Source organism: Erythrobacter sp. (genome assembly GCF_011765465.1).
Lineage (GTDB): Bacteria > Pseudomonadota > Alphaproteobacteria > Sphingomonadales > Sphingomonadaceae > Erythrobacter.
This window is the reverse complement of sequence record NZ_CP050265.1, coordinates 994,802-1,012,323: the sequence shown is the minus strand read 5'-3', so window position 1 is coordinate 1,012,323 and position 17,522 is coordinate 994,802. Positions and strand designations below refer to the sequence as shown.

Sequence of the window (17,522 nt, the reverse complement as noted above, 5' to 3'; positions counted from 1 at the left end):
CTCGCGCGCCTTCCTTTCGCACCCCCACCAGGAGCCAAACATGGCCGAAACCCAATATGATGTGATCGTTCTCGGCTCGGGCCCCGGCGGCTATGTCGCCGCGATCCGCGCCGCGCAACTCGGGCTCAAGGTCGCCATCGTCGAGCGCGAGAATCTCGGCGGCATCTGCCTCAACTGGGGCTGTATCCCGACCAAGGCGATGCTGCGCTCGGCCGAAATCTTCCACTATATGCAACACGCGAAGGACTACGGGCTCGCCGCGAAGGAGATCGAGGCCGACCTCGAAGCGATCGTCAAGCGCAGCCGGGGCGTCGCGAAACAGCTCAACCAGGGCGTCGGGCACCTGATGAAGAAGAACAAGATCACGGTCCACATGGGCGAGGGGCGCATGACCGGCCCGACCTCGCTGACGGTGACATCGGACAAGGGCGAGGAGAAGCTTGGCGCGAAACACGTCATCCTCGCCACCGGCGCGCGCGCCCGCGACCTGCCTTTCGCCCCCGCCGACGGCAAACGCATCTGGACCTATCGCCATGCCATGACCCCGCCGGAAAAGCCGACCAAGCTGCTCGTCATCGGCTCTGGCGCGATCGGGATCGAATTCGCCAGCTTCTACAACGACATCGGGGTCGAGGTGACGGTGGTCGAACTGCTCGACCGCATCGTGCCGGTCGAGGATGCGGACGTGTCGGCCTTCCTCGAGAAGGCACTGACCAAGCAGGGCATTACGGTGATGACCGGCGCGGGTGTCGAGGACCTGAAAGTGGGCGCGAAAGGCGTCACCGCGACGATCAAGGACAAGGCGGGCAAGACGTCGACCAGCGAATTCAGCCATGTCATCAGCGCCATCGGCATCGTGCCCAATACAGAGAATATCGGGATCGAGAAGCTGGTGGAGATGGACCGCGGCTTCATCCGGATCGATCCCTATGGCCGCACGAAGACAAAGGGGCTCTGGGCAATCGGGGACTGCACGCCGGGCCCGTGGCTCGCGCATAAGGCGAGCCACGAAGGCGTCACCGCAGCCGAAGCAATCGCCAAGGAACTCGGCAAGGACGCGCACCCCCACCCGCTCAACCGCGATGCGATTCCGGCCTGCACCTACTGCCACCCGCAGGTCGCCAGCGTCGGCATGACCGAAGCGCAGGCCAAGGAAGCCGGTCACGAGACCAAGGTCGGCAATTTCCCCTTCATCGGCAACGGCAAGGCAATCGCGCTGGGCGAGGCGGAAGGCTTCATCAAGACCGTGTTCGACGCGACAACCGGCGAACTGCTCGGCGCGCACATGGTGGGGGCGGAAGTGACCGAGCTGATCCAGGGCTACACGATCGGCAAGACGCTCGAGACGACCGAGGAAGAGCTGATGCAGACCGTCTTCCCGCATCCCACGCTGTCCGAGATGATGCATGAAAGCGTGCTCGACGCCTATGGCCGGGCGGTGCACTTCTGATGTCCGAGACCGCAGCCGAACCGCTCAAGGGCGAGGACTGGGCGGGCGAAATGGGCGAGCGCTGGCTCGCCAATCTCGACCGCTTCGAGGCGATGATCGCGCCGATCGGAGACGCGCTTCTGGCGCGCGCGGCCTATGAACCGGGCGAGCGGGTGCTCGACATCGGGCCCGGTGGGGGAGCAACGACGCAGGCGATTGCGCGCGCGGTCGCTCCGGGCGGGGAGGCGCTCGGCATCGACATCGCGCCCGGCCTCGTCTCCGAAGCGACGCGCCGGGCCGAGGCGGAGGGCATCGCCAATGCCCGCTTCCTGTGCGCCGACGCGGGCGAAGTGTCGCTCGACGAGCCGCCTTTCGACCGGCTGTTCTCGCGTTTCGGCTCGATGTTCTTCGCTGAGCCCGCCGCCGCCTTCGCCAACCTGCGCTCGCTGTTGAAAGCGGGCGCGCGGATCGACCTCGCCGTATGGGGCCCGCCGCGCGAGAACCTGTGGATGATGGAGATGATGGGCGTGGTGCGCGAACACGTCGAGGTTCCCCGCGCCGAGCCGCGCGCACCGGGGCCGTTCGCCTTCGAGGATCTCGATTATCTGCGCGAAGTGCTGGCTGCGGCCGGCTTCGGCGCTCCCGACATCGACGCCTATGAGGGCAAGCAGGCCATCGGCGGGCGCGATGCCTCTCCGGCCGAGGCGCTGGACATGGTGCTGTCCTCGATGGGCGTGGGACGTGTGGTGGACGAACAGGAAGAGGCGCTGCGCGAGGCGATCCGGGCCGACCTCCTCGCCCTGTTCGAGCAGCGATACGTGCCGGGCGAGGGTGTGCTGATGGCCGCCAAGGCGTGGCTCGTCACTGCGCGGGCGTGAGGCCGCGTCCGGGCTTGCGCGGGAAAGCAGGGAGATAAGGGGGAGGCGCAGGTGACGGAACTCACATCCCGGGCAAGGGGCGCGCTGCTGGGACTCGCCGTGGGCGATGCCGTCGGCACGACCCTCGAATTCCGCCCCCGCGACAGCGCGCCGCCGCTTACCGACATGGTCGGGGGAGGGCCCTTCGGCCTTGCTGCCGGGACATGGACCGACGACACCGCAATGGCGCTCGCGCTTGCCGAAAGCATCGTCGAATGCGGCTTTCTCGACCTCGACGACCTCATGCGGCGCTTCGTTTCGTGGTGGCGCGAGGGGGCCTATTCACCGACCGGCGACTGCTTCGACATCGGCATTACGACGCGCGATGCCCTTGCCCGCTATGAGCGCTCGGGCGACCCGCTCGCCGGGTCGAGCCATCCCCGGTCCGCCGGCAACGGATCGCTGATGCGCCTTTCTCCGGTCGCCATCAGGGGGGCGATGAGCGATGCGGCCACCATGCGCGAAGCTGCGCGTCGCCAGAGTGCGACCACCCATGCCGCCGATGCTTGCCTGGACGCCTGCGAGGGCTGGGCCGTCTTGCTGCGCGAGACGATCCACGGCGCGGGCTTCGATGAAGCGCTCGAAGCCGCCCGGGCGCTCGGCTTCGATGACCCCGTCGGCACCGTTTTCGCCGGGAATTGGCGCGACAAGGATCGCTCGCAGATCGAAAGCAGCGGCTACGTGATCCATTCGCTCGAGGCGGCGCTGTGGTGCAATGCGCAAGGGGGCGATTATCGCGAGATAATCCTGCTTGCCGCCAATCTCGGCGAGGATGCCGATACGACCGCCGCGATTGCGGGCCAGCTTGCCGGGGCGCGATTCGGGCTGGAGGGGATCCCGGAGGAATGGCTCGCGCGAGTGGCATGGCGCGAAAGGCTGCTTGCGGCGGCGGATGGTCTGGTCGCTCCGGGGGCGGTCTGAGCCGAGCGCGCTGCTGTGGGCAGGGTGGGATTGTCCTCGGCGCTGGCGCGCCTCGTTCCTCTGCGCGGGCTGCGCCCGCTTCGAGTCCGAACCCATGGGCCCGTCCACCGCACCGCGATCCCCCAGCACCGCCCACCGGGGCGGGCGCTGCTGGCGGACAGGGTGGGATTCGAACCCACGAAGGGCTTGCACCCTTGCCGGTTTTCAAGACCGGTGCATTCAACCGCTCTGCCACCTGTCCGCGCAGGTCGGCTCAATAGCGGGGCATTTGGGCCGAGTCACCTGCGCTTTGGTTGTTGGGAATTAAGCCGGGATGTGAGAGACATCCGTTCATGATCACGCGCTTTCTCGCTCCGGCTGCCCTTGGCCTCGCCCTTTTGCCCGCCGTCGCCCTTGTCGCCCCCGCAACGCCCGGAGCGGCGCAGGAGGAAGCGGCGGACGGGATCGATTTCGACGCCTACGTCGCCCAGCTCGCCGCGCGCGCGCGGGCCGAGGGGGTGAGCGAGCCGACCGTGCGCCGCATGACCTCAGGGCTGTCGCCCGATCCGCGCGTCATCCGGCTCGACCGCGGCCAGCCCGGCTCGCCGACCCGGCGCGGCTATCCCGCGCTCGCGCCCTATATCGCGAAGCACGTCAACCCGGTCCGCATCGACGGGGGCCGTGCGGTCTATCGCCAGAATCAGGCAACGCTGCGCCGGATCGAGCAGGATTTCGGTGTCCCGCCTGAAATCATCGTCGCGATCTTCGGGCACGAGACGAGCTATGGCCGGATCACGGGCGGTTTCGACCTTTCGCGCAGCCTTGCGACGCTGGCCTGGGAAGGGCGGCGGCGCGAGCTGTTCGCGGATGAGTTCATCGCCCTGCTCAAGGTCGCCGACCGCGGCTTCACGCGCGAGGAGATGACCGGCAGCTGGGCGGGCGCGATGGGCTTTCCGCAATTCCTGCCCTCGGTCTACCAGCGTCTTGCGGTCGACGGGGACGGGGACGGGCGCGCCAACATCTTCGGCAACCGCGCCGACACCTTCGCCTCGATCGCCAATTACTTCCGCGATGCCGGGTGGCGCACGGGCCAGCCCTGGGGCGTTCGGGCGAGCGTGCCCGCGGGGTTCGACGTGGACGCCTATCGCTCCGAGCTCGAAGCGCCCGTCTGCCCGCGCGTCCATGAACGCCACAGCCGCTGGCTGACCGTCGCCGAATGGCGCGAGCTCGGCGTCGTCGCGCAGCGGCCCTTGCCCGACGACACGCTCGTCTCGCTGTTCCAGCCCGACGGGCCGGGCACGCCCGCGTGGCTTCTGACCGGGAATTACCGCGTGATTCTCGAATATAACTGCTCGAACTACTACGCGATGAGCGTCGGCCTGCTGGCGGACGAAATCGTGAACTGAGCGGCCCGCTGCCTCGCCAAGGGGCGCGGGCGGAGCTATAGGCGCGCGGGTGAGGAACATGACCGGGCAAAGGATGATGGCTTTCGTGCTGGCGGTGCTGGCGCTCGCCCTCGCGCCTGCCGGTTCGGCCCAGGACGCCAAGTCCGCGCTCCCGGCTATCCCGCCCGCCGAGGACGTGCCGATTGCCCTTCTGGTCGATATTTCCTCCGGGCAGGTGCTCCACGAGCGCAATGCGCGGCGACGCTTCATGCCCGCTTCGATCACCAAGACGATGAGCGCCTATGTCGCTTTCGAACTGATCGAGGAAGGGCGGCTCGACCCGTGGCAGGTGATGACGATCCGGCCCGACACCTGGCGCGAATGGCACGCCAAGGGTTCGACCATGTGGCTGGCCGAGAATGCACGGGTGCGGGTCGAGGACCTGCTGATGGGGCTCATGACGGTCTCGGCCAATGATGCCGCGATCGTGCTTGCCGAAGGGGCCGCCGGGTCGATCGAGGAATGGACGGCCCTGATGAACGCGAAGGCGCTCGAACTCGGGATGACCGACAGCCATTTCGCCAATCCCAACGGCTGGATGGACGAAGGGCGCACTTTCACCAGCGCGCGCGACCTTGCGCTTCTCGCCGAGGCCATGATCCGCCGCCATCCCGACAAGTTCGCCCGCTACATCGGCAATCGGACCTTCACCTACGACGACATCACGCAGGACAATCACGACCCGCTGATCGGCCGGGTCGAAGGCGCGGACGGCATCAAGACCGGCTTCACGAACGAAGCGGGTTTCGGTTTTCTCGGCACGGTGAAGCGCGGAAGCCAGAGGCTCGTGCTGGTGGTGGCCGGGGCGGATCGCAGCCGCACCCGCGACCGCTGGGCGAGGCGCTATGTCGAGTGGGGCTTTTCCTCCTTCGTGCGCAGGCGGCTCTTCGCGGCGGGCGAGCGGGTGGCCGAGGCGCGGGTTCAGGGCGGCTCCGACCGCCGCATCGCGCTCGTCGCCGAGCGTCCCGTGGAAATCAGCCTGCCGCGCGGCCGGGAAAGCGACGTGAAGCTGAGCGTGCATTACGACGGGCCGCTGCGCGCGCCGCTCGCGACCGGCGACCGGGTGGCGACTCTCAGGATCGAGGTTCCGGGCATGGAAGATGCCAGCATCCCGCTCGTCGCGGGCGAAAGCGTCGGCGAGGCCGGCCCGCTCGACCGGATCGTCAACGCCATCGCCGGGTGGCTCGGCTGATGGGGCCGGAGACGGTCAGCGCGCGCGGGCGGTTCATCGCCTTCGAAGGCGGGGAGGGGACCGGCAAGTCGACCCAGGCCCGCCTGCTTGCCGAAGCGCTCGAGGCGCGCGGGATCGCGGCGGAGATCACCCGCGAGCCCGGCGGAACGCCCGGCGCGGAGGCGATCCGCGACCTGCTCCTTGCCCCGCCGGGCGAAGGCTGGACGCGCGAGGCCGAAGCACTGCTTTTCGCCGCCGCGCGGGCCGATCATGTCGCGCGGCGCATTCGTCCGGCTCTCGAGGCTGGGCGATGGGTGGTGTGCGACCGTTTCGTCGATTCGAGCCGCGCCTACCAGGGCGGCGCGGGCGGGCTGGGCGACGAGGCGATCCGTGCGCTCCACGCTTTCGGCAGCGGCGGATTGCGGCCCGACCTCGCGGTGCTGCTCGACGTCGACGAAGCGCAGGTCGCCCGGCGCCTTGCCGAGCGCGACGGCGAGACAAGCGACGCGATCGGCGGGCGTGGCGAGACCTATCACCGCGCGGTCGCCGCGAGCTTCCGCAATCTGGCCGGCGCAGACCCACAGGGTTTTGCCGTTATCGACGGGACGGGCGAGCCGCAGGCGGTCCATGCCCGCGTGCTCGAGGCGCTTGCCCCCCTCCTTCCAGCGGAGGCGAGCTGATGGATTGGCCCAACCACGAGGGGGCATGGCGCGAATGGCGCTCGGCAAGCAGCGGCTCGCGGATGCACCACGGCTGGATACTTGCGGGCAAGAAAGGGCTCGGCAAGCACGACTTCGCCCTTGCCGCCGCCGCCGAACTCGTCGCCGAAGCCGGCGTGCCGCAGCCGTCCGATCCGGCGAACCACCCCGATATCCTGACGCTCACCTACGGACCGAAGGACGATAAGGCGGAGAAGGCCGCCGCCGACGGCAAGCCGCACGAACTCGCGCGGAGCATTCGCGTCAAGCAGATCCGAGCGATGCAGCGCCGGCTTACCACGCGGCCCACGCTCGGCAGCCGCCGCGTCGTGATCATCGATCCCGCCGACGATCTCGAACGCGCGTCGGCCAATGCCTTGCTCAAGAGCCTGGAGGAACCGCCGCCGGGCACCTTCTTCCTGCTGGTCACGCACAGCCCGGCGCGGTTGCTGCCGACGATCCGCTCGCGCTGCCGGGTTCTTCGTTTCCCGCCGCTCAGCGATGCCCAGCTTTCCGCCATGCTCGACGCCGCCGGAGCCAGCAGCGATCCCGAAGCGCGCGCCGGGGCGCTCAAGGCGGCGGAAGGTTCGTTCGGTGCGGCGATGCGTTTCGCGCAGCAGGATCTCGGGTCGCTGGCGCGAGCGATGGAGACACTTCTCGCGCAGGGCGACAATGCCATGGCCGGGCGCGGCGAGCTTGTCCGTCTTATCGGTCCGCGGCCCGACCGCGAACGCATTCAGGCGACCTTCGATCTCGCGCAGGCATTGGTCGCGGCGCGGGCGCGCGAGACTGCCTCCAACCCCGAACGCGGCGCGCTGGTCGAGGCGCACGCGAAGCTGGTGCGCCTTGCGGGCGAGGCGCCGGTGCACAATTACGACACGGGGCTGCTCGCGCTCGAGATCGGAACCTTGCTTGTGGGCGCGCGCGCGGCTAGCGAGCCTGCCGATGGCTGAGACCGATACCACCCCCTTCTACATCACCACCGCGATCAGCTACCCCAACGGGCGGCCCCATATCGGCCATGCCTACGAGGCGATCGCAGCCGATGTCATCGCGCGATTCCAGCGGCTGCGCGGGCGCGAAGTGCGGTTCCAAACCGGGACCGACGAACACGGGTTGAAAATGGCCCGCAAGGCCGCCGAACAGGGCCGCACCGCGCGCGATCTCGCCGATGAAATGTCCGGCTATTTCCGTGAGATGTGCGACGTTCTTGACGTCAGTTACGACCGCTTCATCCGCACCGTCGAAGACGATCACCACCGCGCCAGCCAGGCGATCTGGCAGCGCATGGAAGCGGCGGGCGACCTCTATCTCGATCGCTACGAGGGTTGGTATTCGGTCCGCGACGAAGCCTATTACGACGAAAGCGAACTCGTCGAAGGGGAAGGGGGCGAGAAGCTTTCCCCGCAGGGCACGCCGGTCGAATGGACGGTCGAGGAAAGCTGGTTCTTCCGCCTCTCGAAATACGAAAAGCCGCTTCTCGACCTGCTCGGGACGCCCGGTTTTCTCGAACCGGCGAGCCGCCGCAACGAGATGATCTCATTCGTCGAACAGGGGCTGCGCGACCTGTCGGTCAGCCGCACGAGCTTCGACTGGGGGGTGAAGGTGCCCGGCTCGGACAATCACGTCATGTATGTGTGGGTCGATGCGCTCACCAATTACATCACGGGCCTCGGCTTTCCCGACGATACCGAGGAAATGCGCAAGTTCTGGCCCGCCGACCTGCACCTCATCGGCAAGGACATCGTGCGCTTCCACACGATCTACTGGCCCGCCTTCCTGATGAGCGCGAACCTGCCCGTGCCGAAAAAGGTGTTCGGTCACGGTTTCCTGCTCAATCGCGGGCAGAAGGAATCGAAATCGCTCGGCAACGTCACCAACCCGCTCGACCTCGCCGAGGCGTTCGGAGTCGACCCCTTGCGCTATTTCCTTATGCGCGAGGTCGCCTTCGGACAGGACGGATCCTATTCGCCCGAGGCGATCGTGACCCGCGCGAATGCGGAACTCGCGAACAGCTTCGGCAACCTCGCCCAGCGCACGCTTTCGATGATCGCGAAGAACATGGACGGGCGCCTCGAGGAATTCGACCCGGCCGAGGCCGACCGCCAGCTGCTCTCGCTGGTGGGCGATGCGTGCAACCGCGAATTGCCCGATGCGTTCGATACGCTGTCCTTCTCCACCGGGATCGAGGCGTGGCTGCGCGCGGTTTATGCGTGCAACCAGTATGTCGACGAACAGGCGCCCTGGGCGCTGCGCAAGACCGATCCGGAGCGGATGAAAGTCGTGCTCCAGACGCTCTTCATGGCGCTGCGCGACCTTGCCATCGCGATCCAGCCCGTCGTTCCCGGCAAGGCGGCGAACCTGCTCGACCAGCTCGGCGTGCCTGCGGATGAGCGCCGATATGCCAACCTGAAGGATTCCGACTGGTATCGCCGCCTCGTCATGGCGGGCTTCACCGTGGGCAAGCCGACGCCGATCTTCCCGCGGCTCGAACTGCCGGAGGCGGCGGCGGAAGGGGCGGTGTGATGCTCGTCGACAGCCATTGCCACCTCGAATACAAGGGCCTCGTCGAGGACCAGCAGGGCGTTCTCTCCCGCGCGCGCGAGGCCGGGGTCGGGGCCTTCCTCAACATCTCGACGCGGCAGTCCGAATGGGACCAGGTCGTCGGCACCGCGATCCGCGAGATCGACGTCTTCGCCAGCGTCGGCATCCATCCCCACGAAGCCGATGCCCACGCCGACCTCGGACGGGGCGCGCTGCTTGCGGCGACGGAGAACCCGCGCGTGATCGGGATCGGCGAAACCGGCCTCGACTATTACTACGAGCACTCCGACCGCGAGACGCAGGCGCGCCTGTTCCGGATGCATATCGACGTCGCGCGCGAGACGGGCCTGCCCGTCATCATCCACACGCGCGATGCCGAGGGGGATACCTTCGCGATCCTCGAGGACGAGATGGGGAAGGGGGCGTTCCCGGCGCTGATCCATTGCTTCACCGCCTCGGAAGATTTCGGGCGCAAGGTGCTGGACCTCGGCCTCACGATCTCGCTTTCGGGCATCGTGACGTTCAAGAACGCGAAGGAATTGCAGGAAGTCGCGGCCCGGATTCCCGAGGATCGCCTGCTGGTCGAAACCGACAGCCCCTTCCTCGCGCCCGTTCCGAACCGCGGCAAGACCTGCGAGCCCGCCTTCGTCGCCGACACCGCTCGCTTCGTGGCGGGACTGCGCGGCGTCGAACCGGAACGGCTGGCGGAGCAGACAACCGCCAATTTCGCACGACTGTTCACGCGGGCGATGCTGTGAAGGTCGTCCTGCTCGGCTCGGGCACGTCGACCGGCGTGCCGCGCGTCGGCGGGCCGGGAGGCGCGGGCGACTGGGGCGACTGCGATCCGAACGAACCGCGCAATCGCCGGACCCGCGTGTCGGTCCTGATCGAAAGCGAGGAAGGCGCGCGCCTGCTGGTCGACACCTCGAGCGACTGCCGCGCGCAATTGCTCGCCAACCGGGTCGACAGGATCGACTGCGTGTTCTGGACCCACGACCACGCCGATCACTGCCACGGCATCGATGACCTTCGCGTCATGCGCTATGGGCGCGGCGGGCCGATCCCGGGCTATGCCTCGGCGGAGACGGTGCGGAGGTTGCGCCAGCGGTTCGGCTATGTCTTCGCCGGGCAGGACGGTTATCCCACCATCGTCAATCTCGATACGCTGGAGCGGCTGCGGATCGTGGCGGGCTTCTCGGTCGACTGGGTGCAGATGGCGCACGGACCCGGCGAAACGACCGGGTATCGCTTTGAAGCCGATGGCAGGTCCATCGTCTATGCAACAGATTTCTCTGAAATTTCCGAAGAGATGGTCGAGGTATTCCACGGCGCGGACGTGCTGGTGAGCGACTGTCTTCGGCGCGAACCTCATCCGACCCACGCGCATCTCGCCATGGCATTCGAACTGGCCGAACGCTGCGAAGCGAAACGGCTCGTTCTCAGCCATCTCGACAAGAGCATGGATTACCGCACGCTGTGCGACGAAGTGCCGGACCATGTGATCGTCGGCTACGACGGGCTCGAGGTCGTCGCGTGACCGGGGAGATCGTCTCGATCGTCGCCTTGCTCGGCTGGCTTTTCATCGCGGGCAGCGCGCTCGCGTCCTACCGGCTCGGCTGGGGTCAGTTGGCACGCATGGCGCTTGTGTGGATCGCGATCTTCACGGGACTGACCTTGCTGGTTGGATTCTTCTACGGCGGATGAGCGCCGCGCCGCAGCGACAGTATTTAACATAATATATATTATCCATCTAGTATATCGGGAGCAGAGTGCATGGACAGCGCCCCCTCTTCCTCGCAGGTCGACCGCCTGCTCGCCATCATGGCGCGGCTGCGCAATCCCGATGATGGGTGCGACTGGGACCTCGCGCAGGATTTCGCCAGCATCGCGCCCTATACGATCGAGGAAGCCTATGAAGTCGCGGACGCGATCGAGCGCGGCGACATGGCGGAGCTCAAGGACGAACTCGGCGACCTCCTGCTCCAGGTCGTCTTCCATGCCCGCATGGCCGAGGAAGCCGGCCTGTTCGCTTTCGAGGACGTCGCCCGTTCGATCAGCGACAAAATGGAAGCGCGCCACCCTCACATCTTCGGCAGCGAAGGCGGCACCATGGGCGAAACGCGTTGGGAAAACCTGAAGGAAGCCGAACGCGCCGATAAAGGCATGGCAAGCGCACTCGACGGCGTTGCGCTCGCGCTGCCGGCGCTGATGCGTGCCCAGAAGCTCCAGAAACGCGCTGCGCGGACAGGGTTCGACTGGCCCGAACCCAAGGGCTCGCAGGACAAGATCATCGAAGAAATCGAAGAACTTAACGCCGCCTCTTCGGAAGGTGCGCAAATTGAGGAAGCCGGCGACCTGCTGTTCGCCGTGGTCAATTTCGTCCGCGCCCACGGCATCGCTGCGGAAGACGCCTTGCGTGCAGCCAACAGCAAGTTCGAACGCCGGTTCCGCGCAATGGAGGCGAAGGCCGGGGAAGGTTTCGCAGCCCTTTCGCTGGCGGAACAGGAAGCGCTTTGGCAGGCGGTCAAGCTTGACGAAAAAAGAACCTGATTTCAGCCTTCTAACGTCTCATATTGACCCAATTCCTTGGGATTGAGGCGAACCGTCACACGCTTCATCGGGCCGTCCTCGCCCTCGCCTGCGTCTTCCTCGCCCAGCACGTCGCCGTGGGCGTGCAGCCAGGCCATGCGCCGCCCATCGCTGACGGGGAGGGTGAACGTCACCTCCTTCGCCCGCGCGGTCAGCATCGCCCCGATCCGCTCCTCGAGCGCGTCCATCCCCTCACCGCTTGCCGCCGACATCAGCACCGCACCGTGCGCTTCGGCAGCGTCGGCGAGTTCGCCCCGGCGCTCAGGCGGGAGGAGATCGGCCTTGTTCCAGACTTCGAGGATCGGGATTTCGCCCGTTCCCGTCTCGGGATCGACCACGCCGAGGTCGCCGAGGACTTCCATCACCTGTTTCTTCTGCGCGGCATGGGCCGGGTTCGCCATGTCGCGCACGTGGCAAATCAGGTCCGCCCCCGTGACCTCTTCGAGCGTCGCCCTGAAGGCCGCGACGAGCTGCGTCGGAAGGTCCGAGATGAAACCCACCGTGTCCGACAGGATCGCCTTTTCCACCCCCGGCAAGGCGATCGCGCGCATGGTCGGGTCAAGCGTTGCGAAAAGCAGGTCCTCGGCCATCACGTCCGCGCCGGTCAGGCGGTTGAACAGCGTCGACTTGCCGGCATTGGTGTAGCCGACCAGCGCGATCACCGGCCAGGGCGCCCTTCCCCGCCGCTCGCGGTGGAGCGCGCGGGTCTTCCTGACCTGTTCGAGTTCGCGCCGCAGCCGCGCCATGCGCTGGTTGATCATGCGGCGGTCGGCTTCGATCTGCGTTTCGCCCGGCCCGCCGAGGAAGCCGAAACCGCCGCGTTGGCGCTCGAGGTGGGTCCAGCTGCGCACGAGGCGGGACTGCTGGTAGTCGAGATGGGCGAGTTCGACCTGCAGCCGGCCCTCGGCCGTGGCCGCGCGTTCGCCGAAGATCTCGAGGATCAGACCGGTGCGATCGATCACCTTTCGCTTAAGCTTCTCCTCGAGATTGCGCTGCTGGATCGCGGTGAGCGCGCCGTCGACGATGACAAGTTCCGCCTCGTAAAGCTCGCACCAGTCCGCAATCCGCTGCACCTGTCCCGAACCGAACAGCGTGTTCGGCTGCATCTGGCGAACCGGCAGGATTTCGGAATGCGCGATGACCACGCCGATCGCCAGCGCCAGGCCCTCGGCCTCTTCAAGCCGCTCGCGCGCGTCGAGATCGTAGGTGAAGCTGCGGATGTCCGGGCACAGGACAAGGGCCCGCGCGCCGCGGGTCACTTCGTCCATCAGGTCGTCATCGAAGCTCAGTCGTCGTCCTCTTCGTCATCCTCGAACCCCTCGTCCTGGGGTTCGTCTCCCACTTCCCCATTGTCGTCGTCATCCTCGGTGAGGTCAACGGGGCTTGCCGGCTGGATGGTCGAGACCGCGTGCTTGTAGGCGAGCTGCACCGCGCCGTCGCGTTCGAGCAGCATACAGAACAGGTCGTAGGCCGCGATCCGGCCCTGCAGCATCACGCCGTTGACGAGGAACATGGTGACCTGGACATTCGCCTCGCTCACGCGGCTGAGGAAGACGTCCTGCAACAGGCGCTGTTTCGGATTGCCCGCGCGGCTCGCGAACTGGCTCGCATCGATGCTTTGCCCGGGCATGATGGTCGAAACCGCGTGCTTGTAGACGAGCTGGGACTGCCCGTCGCGCCGCAGCAGGATCGAGAAATTGTCGAACCAGGTGATGATGCCCTGCAGCTTCACCCCCTTGACGAGGAACATCGTCACCGGGGTCTTGTTGCGCCGCAGGAGATTGAGGAAGGCATCCTGCAGGCTGCCGGACTGGCGCGGCTGTGCGGCAGCGGCCTGTCCCTGGGGACGGGGTCGGGGAGAGAGGGTTCGCCCGTTGGACATATCGCTATGCTCCTGTTCTTGGCGGCCGTTCTTACGGTCCGCGAGCAGGGGCGAATTCCCGCGAGGTTCGCGGCAAGGGCCCCACCCCATAATGGCGATTGCGCATCAAGCGGGCAATGCCCAACTCGCTGTCAAGTTCCGAAAGTCTCGCTTCCGTGACAGGGGTGTCAAGCTTTCTCGACGGTTCAATCCTTGCGGCTTGTCTCCCGGCGCTCAGCCATGCCGAGCAGCTTGAGCTTGCGGTGGAGCGCGGAGCGTTCCATCCCGATGAAGCTCGCGGTCTTGGAGATATTGCCCGAAAAGCGCCGGATCTGGATCGTCAGGTATTCGCGTTCGAAACTCTCGCGCGCCTCGCGCAGCGGCACGCCCATCATCGCGGTCAGCCCCTCGCCCGACGCGGCAAGCCGGCCGCCGGTGATTTCCGAGGGCAGCATATCGGGTTCGATCGTGGCAAGGCGCTCGCGCGGGGTCATGATGATCGTGCGCTCGACGAGGTTGCGCAGCTGACGGACATTGCCCGGCCAGTCATAGGCTTGCAGCGCGGCCATGGCCTCCTCGCTGATTTCGGGCGGCGGGATGCCCTGGTCGGTCGAATAGCGGGTGAAGAAATGCTCGGCGAGCGCGGGAATGTCGTCGCGCCGCTCGGCCAGCGAGGGGATCGTGACGGGCACGACGTTGAGGCGGTAGAACAGGTCTTCGCGGAAACGCTTTTCCTCCATTTCGATCGTGAGGTCGCGCGTGGTCGAGGAAACCACTCGCACGTCGACACCGATCTGCCGCGTGCCGCCGACGCGCACGAAGCTCTGGTCGGTCAGCACCCGCAGGATTCGCGCCTGCGTCGACAGGGGCATATCGGCGACCTCGTCGAGATAGAGCGTGCCGCCATCGGCCATTTCGAGCAGGCCCGGGCGCACCTGCTTGCCGTCGACTTCCTCGCCGAACAGTTCCTGTTCGAATCTTTCGGGCGTGATCCGCGCCGAATTGACCAGGACGAAGGCGCTGCCCGCCCGGTTGCTCCAGGAATGGAGCAGCCGCGCGGCGACTTCCTTGCCCGCGCCCGCCGGCCCTGAAATCAGCACCCGGCTCCCGGTATTGGCGACCCGTTTCAGCGTCGCGCGCACATTGTTGATCGCGGCCGAATTGCCGGTGAATTCGCTGGTCCCCCAGACCCCTTCGCGCAGGCGCGTGTTCTCGCGGCGCAATTGCTCCGTCTCGGTCGCGCGTTCGACCAACAGCAGCAGCCGTTCGGCCTCGAAAGGCTTTTCGATGAAATCCATCGCGCCCCGGCTGACCGCGGAGACCGCTGTGTCGATATTGCCATGACCGGAAAAGATGATGACCGGCAGGTTCGGCTCGCGCGCCTTGATCGCATCGAGCAGTTCAAGCCCGTCCATCTCGCTGCCGTGCAGCCAGACATCGAGCAGGACGAGGCTCGGGCGGCGTTCGTCGATCGCGGCCAGCGCGGCGGTGCTGTCGGCGGCGGTGCGGCATTCGTAGCCTTCGTCGCCGAGCACGCCGGAGACCAGTTCGCGGATGTCGCGTTCATCGTCGACGACGAGGATTTCAAGCGCCATGGGGGGCTCCCTTCGGGCTTCGTTTGAGGGCGGTGGAGCGCATCATGCGTTTTCCCCGACCAGGACTTGCGGATTGCGCGCGAAACGCAGGGTTACGCGGGTTCCCCCGCCCTCGCCTGCGGCAAAGCTCATGTCGCCGCCGTGTTCGTCGACGATCTTGTTGACGATGGCGAGGCCGAGGCCGGTCCCCTTCTCGCGCGTGGTCATATAAGGTTCGGTGATCCGCTCGCGGTCGGAAGGAAGGCCGATGCCATTGTCCTCGACCGTGATGGTGAGCGTGTGTTCATCGCCTTCCATCGCCACCGCGATCCGGCCTGGATACTCCTCCCCGACCTCGGCGGCGCGCGCCTCGACCGCTTCCACCGCGTTCTTGAGCACATTGGTCATCGCCTGGCCGAGCTGATGGCGGTCGCACAGCATCTCGCGGCTGCCGAGCCCTTCGGTCGAAACGCTGAAATCGATGGCAGGATGGGCGACTTCCTGCAGGAACACCGCCTGCCGCACGAGATCGACCGGGTCTTCGGAGCGGAACACGGGCTTGGGCAGGCGGGCGAAGGAGGAGAATTCGTCAACCATCTTCCTGAGGTCGCCGACCTGGCGCACGATGGTGCTGGTAAGCTCGTCGAACAGTTCCCCGTCGCCCTCTTCGACCTGCTTGCGATACCGCCGCTTGAGCCTTTCGGTGGCGAGCTGGATCGGGGTGAGCGGGTTCTTGATCTCGTGCGCGATACGGCGGGCGACATCGGACCACGCCGCCTGCCGCTGGTCGAGCAGTTGGCGCGTGATGTCCTCGAAGGTAATGACCGACCCGCTCGTCCCCGGCGCGACCTTGACCGCTAGGGTGAGCAGTTCATTGCCCTTGGCATGGGTGACGATCGCGCTTTCCTGCCCTTCGCGCGCGATGCGGTGGATTTCGGGCGAAAGCTCCTCGAGCCTCATGCCCACCATGCTCGCGGGATCCTGCGCCCTCTCGCGCTCGAGCAGGGCGGCGGCCGACCCGTTGAGGAGCAGCACCCGCCCCTCCCCGTCGACCGAGATGACCCCGGCGGTGACCGATTCGAGCACGGCTTCCATGAAGGCGCGGCGATCGTCGATCTGGCGGTTGGCGGAGACGAGCGCCTGGGTCTGCTTTTCGAGCTGGGCGGTCATGCGATTGAACGCACGGTTCAGCAGGCCGATTTCGTCCGCCCCCGTGCGCCCTTCGACACGAAGCGCGAAATTGCCCTGCCCGACCTTGCGCGCTGCCCCGACGAGGTCGGTCAGCGGTTCGACCTGCCGGTCCGCGAAGCGCAGCGCGAACCAGATCGCGATGCCCACCAGCAGCAGGCTGACAAGCACAAGCGCGATGTTGAAGCGCAATTGCAGCGTGCGCGCGTCGCTGGTGAGCGTCTCATAGGCGCGCGCGATCGCCTGCGCGCGGGACCACGAATTGAACATCGTCGCCTCGGTGTTGCGCGCGTTGTAGAGGTAGATTCCGCTATCGCGGTCGATCGGGGCGATCGAGGCGATGCGTTCGGGACTGCCCTCGACGACGACCAGTTCCCCCTTCTCGAGCCTCGGCAGAGCGGTTTCGCTGAATTCGATCGGGCGGTTGTCCTCGAGCAGGTCCATGATCGCCGCGGTCCTGAGCGACCCGTCGTCGAGCCGCTGGATGATCGCGCTTTCGTTGATTTTCCGCCCCTGCGCCTGCAGCGCGTAGAAATCAGGAAACTCCTCGTTGGCGAGCGTCCCGCCGCGGCTGAAATAGAACCGCATATCGCCCGCCATGGCGAGCGTTTCGTCGCGCACGTCGCGCTGGTTCGCGTCGTAGTAATTCTGCGCCAGTTCGTTCGCATTCTCCATCAGCCCGCGCGAATCGTCGGAGAACCAGAAATCGACGCCCGTCTGGAACAGGAAGGCGGCGAACCCGGCCACCAGCAGGGTCGGCACGGCGGCGACCATCGAAAAGAAGAACACGAGCCGCACATGGAGCCGCGCCGTGCTGCCCGCCGCGCGCCTCAAGGCAAGGCGGCGCCCGGCAAGGACGAGCAGCGCCATCGCCGGGACAAGCGTCGCCATCAGGAGCAGCGAGACCTGCAGCGTCGGCAGGAGCTCACCCGTCTCCGGATCGCGCGAAAAGGCGAGCCACGTGGCGACCACCGCGAGCACGAGGCCGAGGGCCGCAAGCAGTTCGAGCCAGAGAAAGACATTGGCGCGGCGCGACGCGACGATGAAGCGCCGCAGCCAGCGCGGCGAGCGACGGGTCAAGCGCAGCGACGCCCGCCCGGCATCGCCCTCGCTCGGCAGCGAGTTCGCTGCGGCGTGGTCTTCGCCGGAATCCTCCGGCGTGCCTTCGGGCGGGGAAGTGGGCCTGGACGCCTCCATAGTTGCACC

16 protein-coding genes and 1 tRNA gene are annotated in these 17,522 nt (G+C 66.7%); 12 read left to right on the top strand and 5 right to left on the bottom strand.

What is annotated here, in order from left to right:
* Positions 1–40: 40 nt before the first annotated feature.
* The 3 genes from lpdA to G9473_RS04840 are packed head-to-tail and all read left to right on the top strand — an operon-like array spanning position 41 to position 3,267.
* A complete protein-coding gene (lpdA, locus tag G9473_RS04850) occupies positions 41–1,450 on the top strand; it encodes a dihydrolipoyl dehydrogenase (RefSeq protein ID WP_291136579.1) in 1,410 nt (469 codons plus the stop codon).
* A complete protein-coding gene (locus G9473_RS04845; protein WP_291136576.1) occupies positions 1,450–2,307 on the top strand; it encodes a methyltransferase domain-containing protein in 858 nt (285 codons plus the stop codon). The genes lpdA and G9473_RS04845 overlap by 1 nt, the downstream gene beginning before the upstream one ends.
* A 51-nt stretch (positions 2,308–2,358) precedes the next feature.
* Positions 2,359–3,267 carry an ADP-ribosylglycohydrolase family protein gene (locus tag G9473_RS04840; RefSeq protein ID WP_291136572.1) on the top strand — a complete coding sequence of 303 codons (909 nt, stop codon included), beginning with the start codon at positions 2,359–2,361 and terminating at the stop codon, positions 3,265–3,267.
* Positions 3,268–3,418: 151 nt separating this feature from the next.
* On the opposite strand, the gene G9473_RS04835 is transcribed toward G9473_RS04840, so the two are convergent.
* A tRNA-Ser gene (locus tag G9473_RS04835) sits at positions 3,419–3,508 on the bottom strand.
* Positions 3,509–3,599: 91 nt separating this feature from the next.
* On the opposite strand from G9473_RS04835, the gene G9473_RS04830 reads away from it, so the two are divergent.
* The 9 genes from G9473_RS04830 to mazG all read left to right on the top strand — a co-directional run bounded on the left by G9473_RS04830 (position 3,600) and on the right by mazG (position 11,654).
* Positions 3,600–4,652 carry a lytic transglycosylase domain-containing protein gene (locus G9473_RS04830; protein WP_291136569.1) on the top strand — a complete coding sequence of 351 codons (1,053 nt, stop codon included), beginning with the start codon at positions 3,600–3,602 and terminating at the stop codon, positions 4,650–4,652.
* A 58-nt stretch (positions 4,653–4,710) separates the two neighbouring features.
* Positions 4,711–5,883: a D-alanyl-D-alanine carboxypeptidase family protein gene (locus G9473_RS04825; protein WP_291136566.1), complete on the top strand. Its 1,173-nt coding sequence runs from the start codon at positions 4,711–4,713 to the stop codon at positions 5,881–5,883.
* Positions 5,883–6,542 (top strand): dTMP kinase, encoded by a 660-nt coding sequence (gene tmk / locus G9473_RS04820; RefSeq protein ID WP_291136561.1) that lies wholly within the window; start codon positions 5,883–5,885, stop codon positions 6,540–6,542. Before G9473_RS04825 ends, tmk begins: the two co-directional genes overlap by 1 nt.
* On the top strand, positions 6,542–7,513 hold the full coding sequence (locus G9473_RS04815) for a DNA polymerase III subunit delta' (protein WP_291136558.1): 972 nt from the start codon (positions 6,542–6,544) through the stop codon (positions 7,511–7,513). Before tmk ends, G9473_RS04815 begins: the two co-directional genes overlap by 1 nt.
* Positions 7,506–9,086 (top strand): methionine--tRNA ligase, encoded by a 1,581-nt coding sequence (gene metG / locus G9473_RS04810; RefSeq protein ID WP_291136556.1) that lies wholly within the window; start codon positions 7,506–7,508, stop codon positions 9,084–9,086. The genes G9473_RS04815 and metG overlap by 8 nt, the downstream gene beginning before the upstream one ends.
* Entirely contained in the window at positions 9,086–9,862 is a 777-nt protein-coding gene (locus G9473_RS04805; RefSeq protein ID WP_291136552.1) for a TatD family hydrolase, read from the top strand. The genes metG and G9473_RS04805 overlap by 1 nt, the downstream gene beginning before the upstream one ends.
* On the top strand, positions 9,859–10,641 hold the full coding sequence (locus G9473_RS04800) for an MBL fold metallo-hydrolase (RefSeq protein ID WP_291136549.1): 783 nt from the start codon (positions 9,859–9,861) through the stop codon (positions 10,639–10,641). The genes G9473_RS04805 and G9473_RS04800 overlap by 4 nt, the downstream gene beginning before the upstream one ends.
* The gene (locus G9473_RS04795) at positions 10,638–10,808 is read left to right on the top strand and encodes a hypothetical protein (RefSeq protein WP_291136545.1); all 171 of its coding nucleotides are present in this window, start codon (positions 10,638–10,640) and stop codon (positions 10,806–10,808) included. Before G9473_RS04800 ends, G9473_RS04795 begins: the two co-directional genes overlap by 4 nt.
* Before the next feature lie 69 nt (positions 10,809–10,877).
* Positions 10,878–11,654, top strand: coding sequence for a nucleoside triphosphate pyrophosphohydrolase (gene mazG / locus G9473_RS04790; RefSeq protein ID WP_291136542.1), 777 nt, complete (start codon positions 10,878–10,880; stop codon positions 11,652–11,654).
* A 2-nt stretch (positions 11,655–11,656) separates the two neighbouring features.
* Here the strand turns inward: mazG and hflX are convergent, their stop codons facing one another.
* From hflX to G9473_RS04770, 4 genes are all read right to left on the bottom strand, one after another.
* Positions 11,657–12,961 carry a GTPase HflX gene (gene hflX / locus G9473_RS04785; RefSeq protein WP_291136539.1) on the bottom strand — a complete coding sequence of 435 codons (1,305 nt, stop codon included), beginning with the start codon at positions 12,959–12,961 and terminating at the stop codon, positions 11,657–11,659.
* Between the two features lie 17 nt (positions 12,962–12,978).
* Complete coding sequence (gene hfq / locus G9473_RS04780; protein ID WP_291136536.1) at positions 12,979–13,575, bottom strand: RNA chaperone Hfq; 597 nt, start codon at positions 13,573–13,575, stop codon at positions 12,979–12,981.
* A gap of 185 nt (positions 13,576–13,760) precedes the next feature.
* Positions 13,761–15,149: a sigma-54 dependent transcriptional regulator gene (locus G9473_RS04775; protein ID WP_291136533.1), complete on the bottom strand. Its 1,389-nt coding sequence runs from the start codon at positions 15,147–15,149 to the stop codon at positions 13,761–13,763.
* A 42-nt stretch (positions 15,150–15,191) separates the two neighbouring features.
* Positions 15,192–17,513 (bottom strand): ATP-binding protein, encoded by a 2,322-nt coding sequence (locus G9473_RS04770; RefSeq protein WP_291136531.1) that lies wholly within the window; start codon positions 17,511–17,513, stop codon positions 15,192–15,194.
* Positions 17,514–17,522: the final 9 nt, after the last annotated feature.

Excerpts from the sequence above, each read along its gene's own strand:
- lpdA (WP_291136579.1), top strand. The coding sequence starts at position 41 with ATGGCCGAAACCCAATATGATGTGATCGTTCTCGGCTCGGGCCCCGGC.
- G9473_RS04845 (WP_291136576.1), top strand. The coding sequence starts at position 1,450 with ATGTCCGAGACCGCAGCCGAACCGCTCAAGGGCGAGGACTGGGCGGGC.
- G9473_RS04830 (WP_291136569.1), top strand. The coding sequence starts at position 3,600 with ATGATCACGCGCTTTCTCGCTCCGGCTGCCCTTGGCCTCGCCCTTTTG.
- G9473_RS04825 (WP_291136566.1), top strand. The coding sequence starts at position 4,711 with ATGACCGGGCAAAGGATGATGGCTTTCGTGCTGGCGGTGCTGGCGCTC.
- tmk (WP_291136561.1), top strand. The coding sequence starts at position 5,883 with ATGGGGCCGGAGACGGTCAGCGCGCGCGGGCGGTTCATCGCCTTCGAA.
- G9473_RS04815 (WP_291136558.1), top strand. The coding sequence starts at position 6,542 with ATGGATTGGCCCAACCACGAGGGGGCATGGCGCGAATGGCGCTCGGCA.
- metG (WP_291136556.1), top strand. The coding sequence starts at position 7,506 with ATGGCTGAGACCGATACCACCCCCTTCTACATCACCACCGCGATCAGC.
- G9473_RS04805 (WP_291136552.1), top strand. The coding sequence starts at position 9,086 with ATGCTCGTCGACAGCCATTGCCACCTCGAATACAAGGGCCTCGTCGAG.
- mazG (WP_291136542.1), top strand. The coding sequence starts at position 10,878 with ATGGACAGCGCCCCCTCTTCCTCGCAGGTCGACCGCCTGCTCGCCATC.
- hflX (WP_291136539.1), bottom strand. The coding sequence starts at position 12,961 with ATGGACGAAGTGACCCGCGGCGCGCGGGCCCTTGTCCTGTGCCCGGAC.
- hfq (WP_291136536.1), bottom strand. The coding sequence starts at position 13,575 with ATGTCCAACGGGCGAACCCTCTCTCCCCGACCCCGTCCCCAGGGACAG.
- G9473_RS04775 (WP_291136533.1), bottom strand. The coding sequence starts at position 15,149 with ATGGCGCTTGAAATCCTCGTCGTCGACGATGAACGCGACATCCGCGAA.
- G9473_RS04770 (WP_291136531.1), bottom strand. The coding sequence starts at position 17,513 with ATGGAGGCGTCCAGGCCCACTTCCCCGCCCGAAGGCACGCCGGAGGAT.